This is a genomic window from Bradyrhizobium sp. USDA 4473 (assembly GCF_054063335.1).
The window spans coordinates 4,507,735-4,524,715 of the sequence record NZ_JBSSGE010000001.1; the positions used below are offsets into that span (position 1 = coordinate 4,507,735).

Sequence of the window (16,981 nt, forward strand, 5' to 3'; positions counted from 1 at the left end):
TGTAATCAATTGGTTGAAGCGTTCATGGCATGAACGAATTTGCTTGACGTTCATCGAGTGAACGCGGTATCAGCCTGCTCCAGTGGGGACAGGCGTGATGGCAAGCACTCTGCCGACGGATGAGAATGACAGCGACCGGCTGGTGCTCGGCTTGCTCACCTCGCTCGAGGCGGATGGTGCGCAATCGCAGCGGCACATCGCGGCCGAATTGGGCGTCGCGCTCGGCCTAGTCAATGCCTACCTGAAGCGGGCGATCAAGAAGGGCTTCGTCAAGGTCGGCTCGGCGCCGGCGCGGCGCTATGCCTACTATCTCACCCCGCAGGGCTTCTCCGAGAAATCGCGACTGACCGTCCAGTTCCTCACGGACTCCTTTTCGCTGTTCCGCAAGGCGAAGGAGGAATACGGCCGGCTGTTTGAACGCGCGCAGGCGCGTGGCTTCAGGCGGGTCGTGCTCGCCGGACAATCGGACCTCTGCGAGATCGCGATCCTGTGTGCGGTCGATGGGCCGATTTCGGTGCTTGCCATCGTTGATCCCGATGCGACAGCGACCCGCTTCATCGGGGTCAAGGTGGTCTCCTCCTATGCGCTGGTGGACGAGCCGTTCGATGCGGTGGTGGTGACCCATTTGACGGCCGCTCGAACCGTCTTCGACCAGGCGGTTGGCAATTTCGGCGCAGACAAGGTGCTCGCGCCGGAGCTACTGGGCTTGCGTCCCAAGCAGCCGCAGGGAGCGTGATGGCGATGCAGCCCGGGTCCCGCTGGTATGTCGTGCAGACACAAGTCAATGCCGAAGCAAAAGCGGCGGCCGGCCTCGTGCGACAGGGGTTCTCCACCTACCTTCCGCGTTATCAGCGGCGCCGCAGTCATGCGCGGAAGATCGAGCTCGTCGCCCGGCCGCTATTCCCGCGCTATCTGTTTGTCGCGATCGATGTCGCGGCACAGCGCTGGCGCGCCATTCAATCGACGCTCGGCGTTTCACATCTCGTCTGCGTCGGCGATCGGCCCGCGGCAGTTGAAAATGCCGTTATCGATGCGCTGAAATCGCGCGAGGACGAGGCCGGATTCATCGCCCTTGCGCGCAGGCCGGCGTTCTCGCCTGGCGATGCGGTTCGCATTGTCGAGGGTGCATTCGTCGACAGTCTTGCGCTTGTGGAGGACGCCAGCGATCACCATCGCGTGGCCGTTCTGTTGAACCTGTTGGGCCGCAAGGTCCGCGTTCTTGTCGGGGCGGATCTGATCGCCGCGGCTTGAGCGCGTCTGCCGCCTTGCGGGGCGTATTGGAGTTTTTTGCTCGGGTGTGACGCGCGATTCACCCCGAGTGCGGTAGCTTGCCTGAAGCAAGCCAAGAGTTCGAAGAGGGAGATTTCATGACCAATTATGCGCTGATCGGTGCAGCCGGCTACATCGCGCCACGGCACATGCGGGCGATGGCCGATACCGGCGGCAAGCTCGCGGTGGCCTACGATCCCAACGACTCCGTCGGAATCATGGACAGCCATTTCCCCGACGCCGAGTTCTTTACCGAATTCGAGTTGTTCGATCGCCATGTCGGCGCGTTGCAGCGCGACGGCAAGAAGCTCGACTACATGACGATCTGCTCGCCGAACTACCTTCACGACGCGCACTGCCGGTTTGCGCTCCGCGCCGGGGTCGATGCGATCTGCGAAAAGCCGCTGGTGCTCAATCCCGGCGACATCGACGGATTGGCAGCCATCGAGCGCGACACCGGCCGGCGGATCTCCACCATTCTGCAATTGCGCCTGCATCCGGCGATCATCGCGCTTCGCGACCGCTTCGCCAACTCGCAGAAGCGCCACAAGGTCGAGCTCACCTACATCACCTCGCGCGGGCGCTGGTATCACGCCTCCTGGAAGGGCGCTGAAGACCGGTCCGGTGGCGTGGCGACCAACATCGGGGTGCACTTCTTCGACATGTTGAGCTTCGTGTTCGGACCGGCCAGCCGCAACGAGGCGCACTTGCGCGAGGCGGAGCGGGCGGCAGGCTCGCTGGAGTGCGAGCGCGCCGACGTCAGCTGGTTCCTGTCGCTCGACCGCAACGACCTGCCGGAGAGCGTAAAGGGCAAGAAGACGACCTTCCGCTCCATCACCGTCGATGGCGAAGAGGTCGAGTTCTCCGAAGGGTTCACCGATCTCCACACGCGAAGCTATGAGGAGATCATTGCCGGCCGCGGATTCAGGCTGGACGAAGTCCGTCCCTCGATCGATATCGTGTCCACGTTCCGCCATGCACCGATCGTTCGGAGCAATGGCGTTCACGCCTTTGCCCAGAAGGCGATGCACAAATGAGCGAGATGCGCGAGGATCCGCGCTTCCCGGGCGTATTGATCCATCAATCGAGCTACGTCGACGATGGCGCTGTGCTCGGACGCGGCACCAAGGTCTGGCACTTTTGTCACATTCTGTCGCGCACGGTGATTGGCGAGAATTGCTCGATCGGCCAGAACGTGATGATCGGTCCGAACGTCAGGATCGGAAATGGCTGCAAGATCCAGAACAACGTCTCGATCTATGATGGCGTGGAGCTTGCGGACGACGTATTTTGCGGCCCGAGCTGCGTCTTCACCAACGTCAACAATCCGCGCGCCGATGTGTCGCGGAAGGATGAGTTTCGCAAGACGCCGATCGGGCGCGGCGTCAGCATCGGCGCCAATGCGACGATTGTCTGTGGGCATTCGCTCGGCGAATACTGCTTCATCGGGGCCGGTTCGGTGATCACGAAGGATGTTGCTGCGTTTGCATTGATGGCGGGAAATCCCGCAAGACGGATCGGCTGGATGAGCAGGGCCGGCGAGCGGCTCGGCAACGATCTGAAGTGCCCGCGATCCGGCGAAGCTTACGTTGAAATTGACGGCCTTCTCAAACAGAAGCACTAGGTCAGCGTTTTTTCAAACCAACCTTCAGTTAGTCCAGATGATTCCAGTCACCCATCCGGTCTCTCCGCTCACTGCGGTCGACGCGCCCAATCTCAAGCGTCTCAACTTTCTGCTGCTCTGCGATTTCATGCCGGGCAGCGCCTCCACGATTATCGACCACGTCATGGGCCTGAAGGAGTTCTCCAGGCACTCGATCCAGATCTTCAACTCGCGGGGCGACGTCTCCAGCCTGCTTGAGCTCGACCGGTTTGACGGTGTCATCATCCACTATTCTCTCGTCGCCTGCATGGACACCTATATTGGTCCCAATCTGCGGGCAGCCATCTGCAGGTTCAAGGGGTTGAAGGCAGCCTTCATCCAGGACGAGTATCGCTGGATCAACGACACGATGGCCGCATTCCGGCAGCTCGGCATCCATATCCTGTTCAGTGTCGTCCCGCAGGAGATCATGGACGACTACTATCCGCAGGATCGGCTGCCGAATGTCGTCCGGGAAACCGTGCTCACCGGCTACGTGCCGGGCGAATTGCTCGACAGGAAGGTGCCGCGTCTCGAGGATCGTTCCATCGATGTCGGCTACCGTGCGCGAAAGGTTCCCGACTGGCTGGGGAGCTTCGCCCAGGAGAAATGGCTGATAGCCGGTCGGTTTGAGGCGGATGCCGCCCCGTACGGACTGACCTGCGACATGTCCACGCGCGAGGAAGACCGCATCTACGGCGAGAACTGGATCAATTTCCTTGCCAACTGCAAGGCCGTCCTCGGCACCGAAAGTGGCGCCAGCGTCTGCGACTTCACCGGCGAGATTCAGCGCAATGTGGATCAACATCTGGCCCGCGATCCGTCGGCGAGCTTTGAAACGCTGCGCGATCTCTATTTCAAGGATGAGGACAATCGCGTCATTCTTGCCGTCATCTCGCCGCGATGCTTCGAGGCGGCAGCGCTGCGGACATTGATGATCCTGTATGAGGGCACCTATTCCGGCAGGCTTGAGCCCTGGCGACACTATGTGCCGCTGAAAAAGGATCATTCCAACATGGCCGAGGTCATCGAGGTGCTGCGCGATCCGGTACGGGCGCAGGAGATTGTTGATCGGGCCTATCGTGAGGTTGCGCTCAATCCCGACAACAGCTTCGATGCAATGGTCCGTCAGGTCGATCGCGCTATCGACCGTCGGTATCAGCCCGAAATGGCGGCAACGAAGCGGTGTTATGCCGAAGGGGAGCTTGTCACGTTGCTCGAGCGCGAAAAGCGCCGCGCGCGACGCCGGGAGTTTGTGCAGAAGGTGATGCGGAAGGCGAAGCAGATGGTGCGCCACCGTCTGGTCGTCATCGCGAAGGTCGTTGCAGCGAATGGCGTCATCCACGTGGCGCGTTTGACGCCGGGGCCGCTCCGTCGTTGGGCGAAACGGATCGTGTTGCGCCACACGAGAATTCGTCGGCTGATCGGGATTGATGCGTGACAGTTGCCGTCCCACGGTGCCGGGTGCAGGGTTAATCTTCGATCGTGCGCATCCTTATCCTGCACGAACTCGACGATCTTGGCTCGGCGCGGCGTACGTCGATCAATCACGCGTTCGCACTCGTCAAATATGCTCCTCAGCACGAATATACGCTGCATAGCGCACGCCAACCCGTCACTGCGCGCCTCCGCGAGCAGGTCTTCGACGCGATCATTCTCGACACCACCTTTCTGTGCTGGAGGTGGGCGAGGCCGAAATCGCTGTGGCTAGACCGGATCCTCGATGCCTACGACTTCGTCGCGAAATCGGATGCGATCAAGGTGGCGCTGCCCCAGGACGAATACGACCATGCCGAGATACTCGACAACTGGCTCTCGGACTGGAAAGTCGATCTCATCTATTCCGTCTGCTACGATCAACATGCGGAGTTTTATCCTCGCGCGCGAAAGCATGCCCGGGTGCTCGAGGCGCTTACCGGATACGTCGACGACGCCGACATCGGCCTGATGCAGCGCTTTGCGGTACCGTTCGGGGACCGGGAGATCGACGTCGGCTATCGGGCCAGGGCGCTGCCGGCCTATTTCGGAAGAATTGGCCAGCTGAAGACCGAATTGGGTGACCGCTTCCGCTCCAGCATGACCGATCGCCGGCTGAAGCTCGATATCTCGACACAGGCGCGCGACGCGCTCGTCGGCGACGCCTGGCTCCGGTTCCTGGGCAACAGCAAGTTCACCCTGGGCTGCGAGAGCGGAAGTTCGCTCCTGGACGCCAGAGGGGAAATCAGGGAATGCGTCGAGCGGCGGCTGCAGCGTAATCCGGCGGCCAGCTTCGAGGAACTTGAGCAGGCCTGCTTTCCCGGCCAGGACATGAGGAATGTCTATACCGCGGCGGGTCCGCGGCTGTTCGAGGCGGCGATCGCGCGGTCCTGTCAGATACTGACGCCAGGCAATTACGCCGGTGCCCTGAAGGCGGGAGAGCACTACATCGCGCTCGCGCCTGATTGCTCGAATGCCGAAGACGTCTATGAGCAGATGCAGGACCAGGACGCCAATATGGCGCGGATCGAGGCATGTTACCGCGCTTTGGTCGAGAACCCGAAGTTCCGCTATGGGAATTTCGTGGCAGGTCTGCTAGCGGAAGTCCGTGATGCTGCGGGCAGGAAGGGGCGGTCACTCCCCGATTGCGGCACCTCAACCGGTGCGGTAACAGACGAGCTTTCCTTGCGGGAATCGTTTACCCGCGCCGTTCTTCGCGCGCATCAGCATCACATCGAGGATGTGAAGGAAATCAGGTTGCTACCCAATTTCGTTCACACAGTTGTCGTTACGCTTGTCCGCCAGATGCTGTCACTCGCGCGCAGAATTCGCGGATAGCTTTAGTGTCTTTGCAGCGATCTTGAATATCGAGGTTCTCTGAATTCATGTGTGGCATTGCAGGATTTGCATCTCTGTCCGGTCATTCCGTCGCAAGGCGCGTCGCGTCGCTCAATGCGATGAGCAGCCTGATCGCTCATCGCGGGCCAGATGGCTTGGGGCAATGGAGCGATGACGGCGGAAGCGTCGGGCTGGTGCACCGCCGGCTTGCGATCATCGATTTGTCGCCTGCCGGCGCCCAGCCGATGAAGGGGGCCAACGGCACCGTGATTTCCTACAACGGGGAAATCTACAACTTCATCGAGCTTCGCGAGCAACTCGCGGACGGCTGGACGTTCCAATCCCATTCGGACACCGAGGTGATCCTCGCCGCCTACGCCAAATGGGGCGAGCGCTGCGTCGATCATCTGCGCGGGATGTTCGCCTTCGCGATCTGGGATAATAGGAACAAGAAGCTGTTTGCCGCGCGCGATCGCTTCGGGATCAAGCCGTTCTACTACACGGTGCAACAGGGGGTCTTCTACTTCGCGTCGGAGGCCAAGGCGCTGCTGCCGTTCCTGAGCGACATCCAAACCGACGCCGATGCGCTGAGCGAGTATCTCACGTTCCAGTACACGATCGGCAAGAAGACCCTGTTCAAGGGAATATCGGCGCTGCTGCCCGGCCATCTGCTTCGGCTCGAAGGCGGCGACGTCGTGACGTCCCGCTACTGGGACGTGCAGTACGATGTCGATTTCGATCGCAGTCCGAGCTACTTCGAGCGGCGCTTCACCGAACTGCTATCCGACTCGATGCAGGTGCATTTGCGCTCCGACGTTCCGGTCGGCGGTTACGTCTCGGGCGGTCTCGACTCCAGCCTCGTCGCGCTGATGGCCTCCAAGCTGGATCACCGCAGCCGTGACGCATTCCACGGCCGCTTTCTCGAATTTCCAGGCTATGACGAGAGCGGCTACGCCAAGACGGTGACCGATCTGGCGGACATGTCGCTCCATATGGTCGACATCACCGCCGCCGACTTCCGCAACAGCATCGGCGACGTGATCTATCATCTGGATTTCCCGGTTGCCGGACCGGGGTCGTTTCCGCAATACATGGTGTCCGCGCTCGCGGCGAAGAACGTCAAGGTCGTGCTGGGCGGGCAGGGCGGCGACGAGCTGCTCGGCGGCTATGCGCGGTATCTGGTCGCCTACTTCGAGCAATGCATCAAGGCGGCGGTCGACGGCACCTACCAGAGCGGTCACTACGTGGTCACGATCGAGTCGATCGTGCCCAATCTCGGCCTGCTGCGCGAATACAAGCCGATGATCAAGGAATTCTGGCGCGACGGCCTGTTCGAGGATCTTGATCGCCGGTACTTCCGCCTGGTCGATCGTTCGACCGACATGGTTGGTGAGGTCGATTGGAGCGCGCTGAACAAGGAGGCGGTGTTCGACTCCTTCCGCGCGATCTTCAACAACCAGGACAATGTGCGGAAGGAAGCCTATTTCGACAAGATGACGCACTTCGACTTCAAGTGCCTGTTGCCGGCGCTGCTTCAAGTCGAGGACCGCATGAGCATGGCGCACGGCCTGGAGAGCCGCGTGCCGCTGCTGGATCATCCTCTCGTGGAGTTTCTCGCCACAGTGCCGGCCGACGTGAAGTTCATGGGCGGGCAGATGAAGCAGCTCATGAAGACGGCGTATCGCGATACCCTGCCGAAGGCGTTGTTGCAGCGGCGTGACAAGATGGGCTTCCCGGTGCCGCTGATGGAATGGTTCGACGGCGAGCTCAAGGACTTTGTTCTCGACATCTTTGGTGAGCAGCGCGCGAAGCATCGCCCGTTCTTCAACAGTGATGTCGTGCTCTCCAGCTTTGGCGAGCAATCCCGCTTCTCCCGAAAGACGTGGGGTCTTCTCAGTCTGGAACTCTGGCACCAACGGTTTCATGACCGGGCGGCCGAGTTCCGCGCGATGGTCAGTGCTTAAACTTCTCAATCTGGATGGTGGCTATGAAGATATTTGTAACCGGCGGTGCCGGGCAGGTCGGATCGACTGTCATTGATATGCTGCTGTCGCGCGGCGACACGGTGGTTGCGATCGACAATTATGCGACCGGCAGAGCCGACAACCTCACCAAGCACGCGAATCTGACCCTGGTCGAGGACACGATCGCGAATGCTGCCGTGGTCGATCAGTTGTTTTCCGACTTCCGGCCTGAGGTCGTGATCCATACCGCGGCGTCCTACAAGGATCCGGAGGACTGGAGCAGCGATGCCTTGGTCAACGCGGTTGGCACCGCCAACATCGCGAAGGCCTGCAAGACCTTCGGCGTATCCCGCCTGATCTACTTCCAGACCGCGCTCTGCTACGGCACCAAGCCGCTGCAGTCCCCGATCCCGCTCGACCATCCGATCAACCCGGTCAATTCCAGCTACGCGATCTCGAAGACCGCCGGCGAGCACTACGTGCAGTTCTCCGGCGTCGAATGGGTGACGTTCCGCCTGGCCAACGTGATCGGGCCGCGCAACGTGTCGGGACCGCTGCCGATCTTCTACGGACGTCTGGCCAAGGGACAGAAGTGCTTCGTCACCCCGGCGCGCCGCGACTTCTGCTACGCGGGCGACCTTGCCCGCGTCGTCGTCAAGGCCGCCGATGGTGTAGGCCGCGGCACCTATCACTTCTCGTCGGGCAAGGATGTCGCGATCAAGGAGCTCTACGATTCCGTGGTGCGGGCGATGAAGATCAATGATTATCCGGAGCCGGAAGTGAAGCCGCTCGGCCCGGACGATGCGCCTTCGATCCTGCTCGACCCGTCACGCACATTCAAGGATTTCGGTACCGTCGAATTCACCTCGCTCGATGAGATCGCTCGGCTGTCGGTCGAGCGCTGGGAGAAGGAAGGAGTCGTCGGCGGCTATACGCACCTGAAGGAAGCGCGTGCGGAAATCCGCACCTGATCGGAACAGCGACATGCGCATCATCATCACCGGCGGCGCGGGCTGCCTCGGCTCGAACCTGATCGAACACTGGCTGCCGCAGGGCCACGAGATCCTCGTGATCGACAATTTCGCCACCGGCAAGCGCGAGGTCGTGCCCGCGCTTCCCGGCCTGACCTTGATCGAGGGCTCGATCGCCGATCGGGATCTCGTCACCTCGGCGTTCGAGAAGTTCCGGCCGACGCATGTCGTGCATTCGGCGGCGTCCTACAAGGATCCGGCGAATTGGCGGGAAGACGTCGTAACCAACGTCGATGGCACCGTGAACGTGATTGACGCGGCACGTGCCGCCGGCGCGAGCCGGATCCTGAATTTTCAGACCGTGCTGTGCTACGGGCGGCCCGAAACCACGCCGATCCCGGTCGAGCACCCGCTGCGGCCGTTCACCAGCTACGGAATCTCGAAGGTTGCGGGCGAGCAGTATCTGGCGATGAGCGGCCTGCCCTACATGTCGTTGCGGCTTGCGAACGTGACCGGTCCCCGTCTGGCGATCGGTCCGATCCCGACCTTCTACAAGCGCCTGAAGGCCGGGCAGGGCTGCTTCTGCAGCGACGCGCAGCGCGACTTCCTCGATATGTCCGACTTCCTCGCTGCGGTCGACCTCGCGATGGCCGAGCAGGCGCCGACCGGCGTCTTTAACGTCTCGAGCGGGATCGGCCACTCGATCAAGGAAATCTACGACCTCGTGCGGGCCCACCTTGGGCTGCCGGCCGATCCCGACGTGAAGGTGGTGCCGGTGGGCGACGACGACGTACCGTCGGTCGTTCCGGACCCAAGCCGGACCCGCGAGCGTCTCGGATGGCAGGCCAAGGTGCCCTTCGATGAGACCATTCGTCGTCTGCTTGCGTGGTACGACGCCCATGGCGTGAGCGACGTTTACAGTCACCTGGCAGCACCCAAGAGCTGATCATGAAGTCTTTTAATGGATCGACCATTCTCGTCGTCGGCGGGGCCGGATTCGTCGGCTCAAATCTCGTGCGGCTGTTGCTCGAGCAGGCGCCGACCAAGGTCATCGTTGTCGACAATCTGCTGTCGGCCGACGCCTCGAACGTGCCGCCCGATCCGCGGATTCAGTTCGTCTCGCGTCCGATCACCGACGATGCCGTGCTTGCCGCACTGCCCGACGATCTCGACTTTGCCTTCCATCTTGCGTGCTTCCACGGCAACCAGTCGTCGATCGCAGATCCAATGGCGGATCACGACAACAACACGCTGACCAGCCTGAAGCTGTTCGAAAGGCTCAAGGACATCCGCTCGCTGCAGAAGGTGGTGTATGCCGCAGCCGGCTGTGCGGTGGCCGAGAAGACCTTCGAAGGCGCTTCGGCGACAAAGGAGGATGCTCCGGTCTCGCTGTATCACGACAGTCCGTATTCGATCTCCAAGCTGATCGGCGAGATGTACGGCAACTACTATTTCACCCGCTACAAGCTGCCGTTCGTGAAAGCACGGTTCCAGAACGTCTACGGACCGGGCGAAATTCTGGGTGCTGGTCGCTGGCGCGGCACCGTTCACACGGTTTGGCGGAACGTCACCCCGACCTTCATCTGGAAGGCGCTGCACGACGAAGCGCTGCCGGTCGAGAATGGCGGAATCGCGTCTCGCGACTTCATCTTCGTCGAGGACATGGCGCGCGGCTTGATGGCTTGCGCCCTGTCGGGTGATCCCGGCGAGATCTACAATCTCGCCTCGGGCGTCGAGACCAGCATTCTTGAACTGGCGAAGCGGGTGAATTCGATCACCGGCAACAAGACCCCGATCGCGCTCACGCCGGCACGCGACTGGGACCGGTCGGGCCAGCGTTTCGGCGATCCGGCGAAGGCGCGCGAGAAGCTCGGCTTCGTTGCAAGCGTGGCGCATGAGGATGGCCTTAGGCGGACCATCGCCTGGACGCAGGAAAACCGCCGCCGCATCCTCGGCTGCATGCGCAATCACGTGACCCACGTGCCCGACGTCGCGAAGTATTCCTGATGTCGATCAAGATCCTCACTGTGGTCGGCGCGCGACCGCAGTTCATCAAGGCCGCTGCGGTCAGCCGGGCGATCCGTGAAACGGATGGCTTGGCGGAGGTGATGATTCACACCGGGCAGCATTTCGACGCCAACATGTCCGATCTGTTCTTCGAGGAACTGGCGATCCCGAAGCCGAAGCATCATCTGGACATCAATGGCGGTGGTCACGGCGACATGACCGGGCGGATGCTGATGGAAATCGAGCCGATCCTGCTTGCCGAAAAGCCGGATTGGGTGGTGGTGTACGGCGACACCAATTCGACGCTGGCCGGTTCGCTCGCCGCGGCCAAGATCCACATTCCGGTTGCCCATGTCGAAGCCGGGCTGCGTTCCTTCAACCGGCGGATGCCGGAAGAGCTGAACCGCATCGTGACGGATCATCTCTCGACGCTTCACCTCTGCCCGACGGCGACGGCGATCGCGAATCTGGCAGCAGAGGGCGTGGTCAAGGGCGTACATCACGTCGGCGACGTGATGTACGACGCTACGCTGTTCGCGCTGGAGAAGGCCGAGGGCAGCTCCACGATCCTGACCGAGTTGCAGTTGCAGACGAAGCGATACGCGCTCGCAACCGTGCACCGCGCGGAGAATACGGATGATCCGGAGCGGCTCCGCGAGGTCGTTCAATTCCTGCTGGAGCAGTCGCGCGGGCGCACCGTGGTGCTGCCGTTGCATCCGCGCACCCGCGCCGCGGCCTCGCGGCTGGGCGTGAGCCTTGACGGGCTGCGCATCATCGACCCGGTCGGCTATCTCGACATGGCAAAGCTGCTGCATCACGCCACTGACGTCTACACGGACTCCGGCGGCCTGCAGAAGGAAGCCTATTTTCATCGGGTGCCGTGCGTGACGCTGCGTGATGAAACCGAGTGGACCGAGACGGTCGAAAACGGCTGGAACCGGCTCTGGAAAGGACCGGCGCATCTGGCGCGGAACGACATCACAGACTACGGGGAGGGCCAGGCGGCTTTCGCGATCGCGGAGCTGCTGCGGGCCCAGGCCCCACTGCATGCAGCAGGCTGAGACCATAGCCGACGGGGTTCGCACCTGTGGGCAGCACGGCGGTCGTCCCGGCGTCCGACACTCATCTTAACCTTGCCGCGAGCTCGACATTGTCCGCTCGCGGTGAAGCGTAAAACTCCAGTCCAAGAGGTCAGCCTTGGAAGTCAATGGCAAGAAGTTCCTCGTCATCGGCGGAGCCGGATTGATCGGCTCGCATGCAGTCGAGCAGCTCGCGAAGCACGACGTCGGCGAGATCGTGATCTACGACAATTTCGCGCGCGGCTCCCTCGAGAATCTCGACCGGATTCTCAGCGATCCACGGGTCAAGATATTCGAGGCGGGCGGCGATGTCTGCCAATCCGACATCCTCGATGCCGCGATGAAGGGCAAGGATGGCGTGTTCCACTTTGCCGCGCTGTGGCTGCTGCAATGTCATGAATTTCCGCGAGCGGCGTTCGACACCAACATCCGTGGCACGTTCAACGTGCTCGAAGCCTGCGTCGCGAACCGGATCAAACGTCTGGTCTATTCGTCGTCGGCATCGGTCTATGGTGACGCCATCGAAGAACCGATGACCGAGGATCATCCGTTCAACAACAAGAACTTCTACGGAGCGACCAAGATCGCCGGTGAGGCGATGGCCACCGCATTCTGTCATCGCTACGGCCTGCCCGCGGTCGGCCTGCGCTACATGAACGTCTACGGGCCGAGGCAGGACTATCAGGGCGCCTATATCGCGGTTATCATGAAGATGCTCGACGCGATCGATCGCGGCGAAGGGCCGACGATCCTGGGAGATGGCTCGGAAGCGTTCGACTTTGTGTCGGTGCTTGATTGCGCGCGCGCAAATATCTGCGCGATGTCGGCCGATACGGTTGCGCGCTATTACAATGTCGGAACGGGCGAGCGCACCTCGCTCAAGGAACTCGCGGAAATGCTGCTGCAGCTGACCGGGTCGAACCAGCCGATCCAATATGCGCCGCGCAGCAATGCGACGTTCGTGCGCAATCGAGTCGGCTCCACCAAGCGTGCAGCCGACGAAATCGGCTTCACCGCCGAGATCGATTTGCGCGAAGGCCTGCAGATGCTGATCGAATGGCGGTCGAGGCATCGCGCGGGAGTCGAGCGGCGCCGCGCCAAGGCTGGCATTGAGTAAACCCCTGCGGTCCGAGGTCAAGCGGATTTAGACATGTGCGGCGTCGCGGGCATTCTTAACCTCGATGGGCGGCCGGTGTCGCCGGATGTGCTGCGTGCAATGACGCAGGCGATCGCGCATCGTGGCCCTGACGGCGAAGGCCATTGGATCGACGGTTCGATCGGTCTCGGGCATCGCCGGCTGGCGATCATCGATCTGAGCCCGACCGGCGCGCAGCCGATGCATACCGCCGACGGCCGGTCTGTGATTTCGTACAATGGCGAGATCTACAATTATCGGGAGCTCCGCGCCGAGCTCGAAGCGCAGGGACATGTCTTCAGGTCGACCAGCGATACCGAAGTCCTGCTGCAGGCGATCGCGACTTGGGGGCTTGGTGCCCTGCAGCGCTTCAACGGCATGTTCGCCTTCGCGCTGTGGGACCGCAAGGAACGCAGGCTTACGCTTGCCCGGGATCGCTACGGGATCAAGCCGCTGTACTATTGGTTCGGCGGCAACCAGTTGCTGTTTGCATCGGAATCGAAGGCGTTTCGTGCCGCTCCAAACTTCGACGCGCAGCTCGATTCCGAGGGCTTGCTGGAATACTTCACATTCCAGAATTTCTTCACGGACCGGACCCTGCTCAAGGGTGTCCGCATTCTTCCGGCAGGCTGCTATCTAAGCATATCGTCTGAGGATGCGCCCGGAACGCAGCCACGACCGACGCGATACTGGGATTACAATTTTCATGAGCCGGAAACCGCCCGGTCGGAGGCGGACTATCAGGATGAGCTCGACCATCTGATTCAGCAGGCGGTGAAGCGGCAACTGGTGTCCGACGTGGACATCGGCGCGTATCTGTCGGGCGGAATGGACTCAGGCACGGTCACAGCGATCGCGGCGCAGTCACTGAGCTACATGCGCACGTTCACCTGCGGCTTCGACCTGAGCTCCGTGTCCGGTATCGAGCTTTACTACGACGAGCGCGCGGCGTCGGAGCGAATGTCGTATCTGTTTCGTACCGAACACTACGAAATGGTGCTCAAGTCCGGTGACATGGAGCGCGTGCTGCCGAAGCTGGCATGGCATCTGGAAGAGCCGCGCGTTGGACAGAGCTATCCGAACTACTACGTCGCTCAGCTCGCCAGCAAGTTCAACAAGGTCGTCCTTGCAGGAACCGGCGGCGATGAGATCTTCGGCGGCTATCCCTGGCGTTATTACCGGGCGGTCGTCAACCAGAGCTTCGAGGAGTACATCGACAAGTACTACGAGTACTGGCAACGGCTGATGCCCAACGATGTGCTGAAGCGTGTCTTCGCTCCGGTCTGGAGCGACGTGCAGGGCGTATCGACCCGCGATATCTTCAGGGACATGTTCAATCAGCACGCCGAGCGTCTGACCCGTCCGGAGGATTACGTCAATCATTCGCTCTATCTGGAAGCCAAGACGTTTCTCCATGGCTTGTTGACCATGGAAGACAAGCTGTCGATGGCGCATTCGCTCGAGACGCGCGTGCCGTTCCTCGATAACGATCTCGTCGACTTTGCCATGAAGCTTCCGGTCCGGATGAAGCTCGGCAAGCTCGATGAAGTCGTGGCCTTGGACGAAAACGAGCTGGGCAGGAAAACGGCCAGGTACTTTCAGAAGGCCCGTGATGGCAAGATGCTGTTGCGAAACGTGATGCAGCAGCACATCCCCCAGGAAGTCGTGGAACGCGAGAAGCAAGGCTTCTCTGGTCCTGACGCAAGCTGGTTCAAGGGTCAGAGCATCGACTTCGTCCGCAGCGTCCTGTTCGATGATCAGGCGAAGATCTATAGCTATCTCGATCCCAAGCCGATTAGGGAGCTGGTCGATGATCACCTCAACGGCCGGGAGAACCGCAGACTGCTGATTTGGTCGCTGATCAACGTTGAATACGCGTTGCGTGCACATGTTGAGAACCGCGGGTGATATCCCAGCAGAGCCGCGAGCAATTTCCCGCGCGATCTCAACAAAGACAAATTGTCGGATCGATGTGTGTAGAGCTGAGTCGTCGCCAACGCCCGGATGCTGTACCGCCGATGCCGAGTTGATCTTCCGATCTCGGAGCCGACCGACTTGCCTCACCTAAAGTGCCGGCTGAGGACATCAGCTCCTTGATCCGGAGTAGCCGGCTGGCCATCTGTAATCCAGATGTTTGCAGGGTCGCTCGGCCCCACGAAAGGTCGCCAGTTTTGAAGTCGTTGATGACTACCATTCCGTTCAACGTGGTACGCCGCGCGAAGAAGTGGAAGGATACCCTACGGACCGCACGTTCGGAGTCGAAGGCAGAGGTTGACGCGATGCGCGTCCTTCGCGCCAAAGATGCCGTGATCACGGGTATGAAGCCGTTTGGTGGGACTTACGCTTCCGTCCTGTTCCGAATGGTGGGCACCAGGTCTCGCCGCTTGCGGCTATTGCCGATCCGCGCGTCGACTTCGGTTACGTTGCTCCAGGTTAGAGCGGACCTTCCGGCAGATCTGGTTGCACTTGTACCGAACAAATCCGAATTACGGGAGTGGGCCCGGGATACGGCCCTCGAGTGGAAGCTGGCCGAGTGCATATCCGGCGATCCCCAGTCTCGCGACGATCGTTGGTCGGAGAAGAGCTGTCTCGCTGTGCGCGCGTTGATCGCTTCGTCGACGCGCGACAACGAATTGGTGTGGAGGACCTTGATCACCTCTGATCAAGCAACCGGTGGCGCAGGGAGTTTAACGGCCTGGCCCCTCGGATTCCGGCCGGAGCAGGCCAATCCTGACGTTCGCCGCCGTCGGCTGATGATCGCGCTTGGTCTTGCTTTCCCTAAAAGCCTGATGGCGCTGCACCATATCGAAGCCGCGGGGCAGCCGCCCACCCTCAATCCGCCTTATGGCGAGGAGCCGATTCGAGACGTTCCGCGGCCTGAGAGGGATCCTGCCGTTCCCCGCCGCCGTTCGGTTCTCTTCGTCAATCCGAGCTATTACAACTTTCACTTTCTGGCCGGCTCGTTGCGCAAGCGTGGCTGGGATGCCGTGTCGATGGCGATCATTGACCCGAACTCCGACTACGCCCAGCATTTCCACGGCCACGATTGGAACCTGTTCGAAGCGGACGCCAACAAACAGCAACAGGTCTTGCGTGAGCGATTCCAGGAAGCGGCCGAGCGATTTGACATGTTTCATTTCGCCGGCGTAGGGACGCTGTCGTTCTTTCCCTACAACTATGACGACATCTCGAAAAATCACGACAGCATCCCTTGGGATGTGCTGGAACTGAAGCGACGCGGCGCGAAGATCGCCTACAGCATCACGGGATGCCATGACTTGATCACGCAAACGGGCTTCGAGGCCTGGAGCCCCGGAATGTGCCCGAAATGCGCCTGGCGCGAGCGGCCCGAGATCTGTTCCGATCATCGCATGTCTGCCTGGGGCTGGAAGGTCCGGCAACTGGCGGATCTGATCTGCATCGAGACCGATCCCCCGCTCGATTTCCGGGATGCGGCGGCTGTTTTTCGCGAGCCGCTCACCTTTGCTGTCGATCCCGAGTTCTGGGACCCGGAACTTGGGAGGACAATTCCCGTGCCCGAATTGTGGCGCGAGCCCAAGGCCGACGGTGAAATCCTGATCTATCACTCGGTCGGCAATTATGAGATGCGCACCCGCCAGGGCGTCAACGTCAAGGGGACCGGCGCGGTCGTTGCTGCGATCGATCGGCTGAAGGCGGAGGGGCATCCGGTCCGGTTGCTATTCCGCAAGGACGTGCCGAGCGCCGACAATCGTTGGATGCTCGCACAAGCCGACATCATCGTCGATCAGCTCAACTATGGCCGCTATGGCGCCACTGCGCGCGAAGGCATGATGCTCGGGCGTCCCGTCGTTGGTCGGGTCAACAAGGTCGAGGCACGCGGTCTGCCCGCCGTCCAGGCCATTGCCGAGTGTCCGATCGTCGACGCGTCGGAGGAAACCATCTACGAGGTGCTGCGGGGCCTGGTGGCCGATCCGGGCGAACGCGCCCGCATCGGCGCCACGAGCCGCGCGCACGCGGAGCGCTGGTGGTCCAGGGACGTATTGGCCGAACGCTATGAACGGGTTTACGACCACCTGCATCGGCATGGCCGGCCTCCCGCGACGCTAGAGTAAGAGCGA

The 16,981-nt window shown here is 61.3% G+C and carries 14 protein-coding genes; all 14 read left to right on the forward strand.

The window, feature by feature from the left end:
* Window positions 1–97: 97 nt before the first annotated feature.
* The 14 genes from ACVW17_RS20960 (at window position 98) to ACVW17_RS21025 (ending at window position 16,975) form a co-directional block, all read left to right on the forward strand.
* Window positions 98–736 carry a winged helix-turn-helix transcriptional regulator gene (locus ACVW17_RS20960; protein ID WP_456753676.1) on the forward strand — a complete coding sequence of 213 codons (639 nt, stop codon included), beginning with the start codon at window positions 98–100 and terminating at the stop codon, window positions 734–736.
* The gene (nusG, locus tag ACVW17_RS20965; RefSeq protein ID WP_456753677.1) at window positions 736–1,251 is read left to right on the forward strand and encodes a transcription termination/antitermination protein NusG; all 516 of its coding nucleotides are present in this window, start codon (window positions 736–738) and stop codon (window positions 1,249–1,251) included. The genes ACVW17_RS20960 and nusG overlap by 1 nt, the downstream gene beginning before the upstream one ends.
* 116 nt (window positions 1,252–1,367) lie before the next feature.
* Window positions 1,368–2,306, forward strand: a complete 939-nt coding sequence (locus ACVW17_RS20970) for a Gfo/Idh/MocA family oxidoreductase (protein ID WP_456753678.1) — start codon at window positions 1,368–1,370, stop codon at window positions 2,304–2,306.
* Window positions 2,303–2,893 (forward strand): acyltransferase, encoded by a 591-nt coding sequence (locus ACVW17_RS20975; RefSeq protein ID WP_456753679.1) that lies wholly within the window; start codon window positions 2,303–2,305, stop codon window positions 2,891–2,893. Before ACVW17_RS20970 ends, ACVW17_RS20975 begins: the two co-directional genes overlap by 4 nt.
* A gap of 37 nt (window positions 2,894–2,930) precedes the next feature.
* Window positions 2,931–4,352 (forward strand): hypothetical protein, encoded by a 1,422-nt coding sequence (locus ACVW17_RS20980; RefSeq protein ID WP_456753680.1) that lies wholly within the window; start codon window positions 2,931–2,933, stop codon window positions 4,350–4,352.
* Between the two features lie 44 nt (window positions 4,353–4,396).
* Window positions 4,397–5,725 carry a hypothetical protein gene (locus ACVW17_RS20985; protein ID WP_456753681.1) on the forward strand — a complete coding sequence of 443 codons (1,329 nt, stop codon included), beginning with the start codon at window positions 4,397–4,399 and terminating at the stop codon, window positions 5,723–5,725.
* A 47-nt stretch (window positions 5,726–5,772) separates the two neighbouring features.
* Complete coding sequence (gene asnB / locus ACVW17_RS20990) at window positions 5,773–7,689, forward strand: asparagine synthase (glutamine-hydrolyzing) (RefSeq protein ID WP_456797821.1); 1,917 nt, start codon at window positions 5,773–5,775, stop codon at window positions 7,687–7,689.
* Between the two features lie 23 nt (window positions 7,690–7,712).
* Entirely contained in the window at window positions 7,713–8,660 is a 948-nt protein-coding gene (locus ACVW17_RS20995; protein WP_456797822.1) for an NAD-dependent epimerase/dehydratase family protein, read from the forward strand.
* Between the two features lie 13 nt (window positions 8,661–8,673).
* On the forward strand, window positions 8,674–9,606 hold the full coding sequence (locus ACVW17_RS21000) for an NAD-dependent epimerase/dehydratase family protein (RefSeq protein ID WP_456753684.1): 933 nt from the start codon (window positions 8,674–8,676) through the stop codon (window positions 9,604–9,606).
* 2 nt (window positions 9,607–9,608) lie between these two features.
* On the forward strand, window positions 9,609–10,667 hold the full coding sequence (locus tag ACVW17_RS21005; RefSeq protein ID WP_456753685.1) for an NAD-dependent epimerase/dehydratase family protein: 1,059 nt from the start codon (window positions 9,609–9,611) through the stop codon (window positions 10,665–10,667).
* Complete coding sequence (gene wecB, locus ACVW17_RS21010) at window positions 10,667–11,728, forward strand: non-hydrolyzing UDP-N-acetylglucosamine 2-epimerase (protein WP_456753686.1); 1,062 nt, start codon at window positions 10,667–10,669, stop codon at window positions 11,726–11,728. The genes ACVW17_RS21005 and wecB overlap by 1 nt, the downstream gene beginning before the upstream one ends.
* 136 nt (window positions 11,729–11,864) lie before the next feature.
* Entirely contained in the window at window positions 11,865–12,863 is a 999-nt protein-coding gene (locus ACVW17_RS21015; protein WP_456753687.1) for an NAD-dependent epimerase/dehydratase family protein, read from the forward strand.
* 33 nt (window positions 12,864–12,896) lie between these two features.
* Window positions 12,897–14,789, forward strand: a complete 1,893-nt coding sequence (asnB, locus tag ACVW17_RS21020; RefSeq protein ID WP_456753688.1) for an asparagine synthase (glutamine-hydrolyzing) — start codon at window positions 12,897–12,899, stop codon at window positions 14,787–14,789.
* Window positions 14,790–15,064: 275 nt separating this feature from the next.
* On the forward strand, window positions 15,065–16,975 hold the full coding sequence (locus ACVW17_RS21025) for a hypothetical protein (protein WP_456753689.1): 1,911 nt from the start codon (window positions 15,065–15,067) through the stop codon (window positions 16,973–16,975).
* The last annotated feature ends 6 nt before the right edge of the window (window positions 16,976–16,981 follow it).

Coding starts and splice junctions, on each gene's coding strand:
- ACVW17_RS20960 (WP_456753676.1), top strand. CDS start 98: ATGGCAAGCACTCTGCCGACGGATGAGAATGACAGCGACCGGCTGGTG.
- nusG (WP_456753677.1), top strand. CDS start 736: ATGGCGATGCAGCCCGGGTCCCGCTGGTATGTCGTGCAGACACAAGTC.
- ACVW17_RS20970 (WP_456753678.1), top strand. CDS start 1,368: ATGACCAATTATGCGCTGATCGGTGCAGCCGGCTACATCGCGCCACGG.
- ACVW17_RS20975 (WP_456753679.1), top strand. CDS start 2,303: ATGAGCGAGATGCGCGAGGATCCGCGCTTCCCGGGCGTATTGATCCAT.
- ACVW17_RS20980 (WP_456753680.1), top strand. CDS start 2,931: ATGATTCCAGTCACCCATCCGGTCTCTCCGCTCACTGCGGTCGACGCG.
- asnB (WP_456797821.1), top strand. CDS start 5,773: ATGTGTGGCATTGCAGGATTTGCATCTCTGTCCGGTCATTCCGTCGCA.
- ACVW17_RS20995 (WP_456797822.1), top strand. CDS start 7,713: ATGAAGATATTTGTAACCGGCGGTGCCGGGCAGGTCGGATCGACTGTC.
- ACVW17_RS21000 (WP_456753684.1), top strand. CDS start 8,674: ATGCGCATCATCATCACCGGCGGCGCGGGCTGCCTCGGCTCGAACCTG.
- ACVW17_RS21005 (WP_456753685.1), top strand. CDS start 9,609: ATGAAGTCTTTTAATGGATCGACCATTCTCGTCGTCGGCGGGGCCGGA.
- wecB (WP_456753686.1), top strand. CDS start 10,667: ATGTCGATCAAGATCCTCACTGTGGTCGGCGCGCGACCGCAGTTCATC.
- asnB (WP_456753688.1), top strand. CDS start 12,897: ATGTGCGGCGTCGCGGGCATTCTTAACCTCGATGGGCGGCCGGTGTCG.
- ACVW17_RS21025 (WP_456753689.1), top strand. CDS start 15,065: ATGACTACCATTCCGTTCAACGTGGTACGCCGCGCGAAGAAGTGGAAG.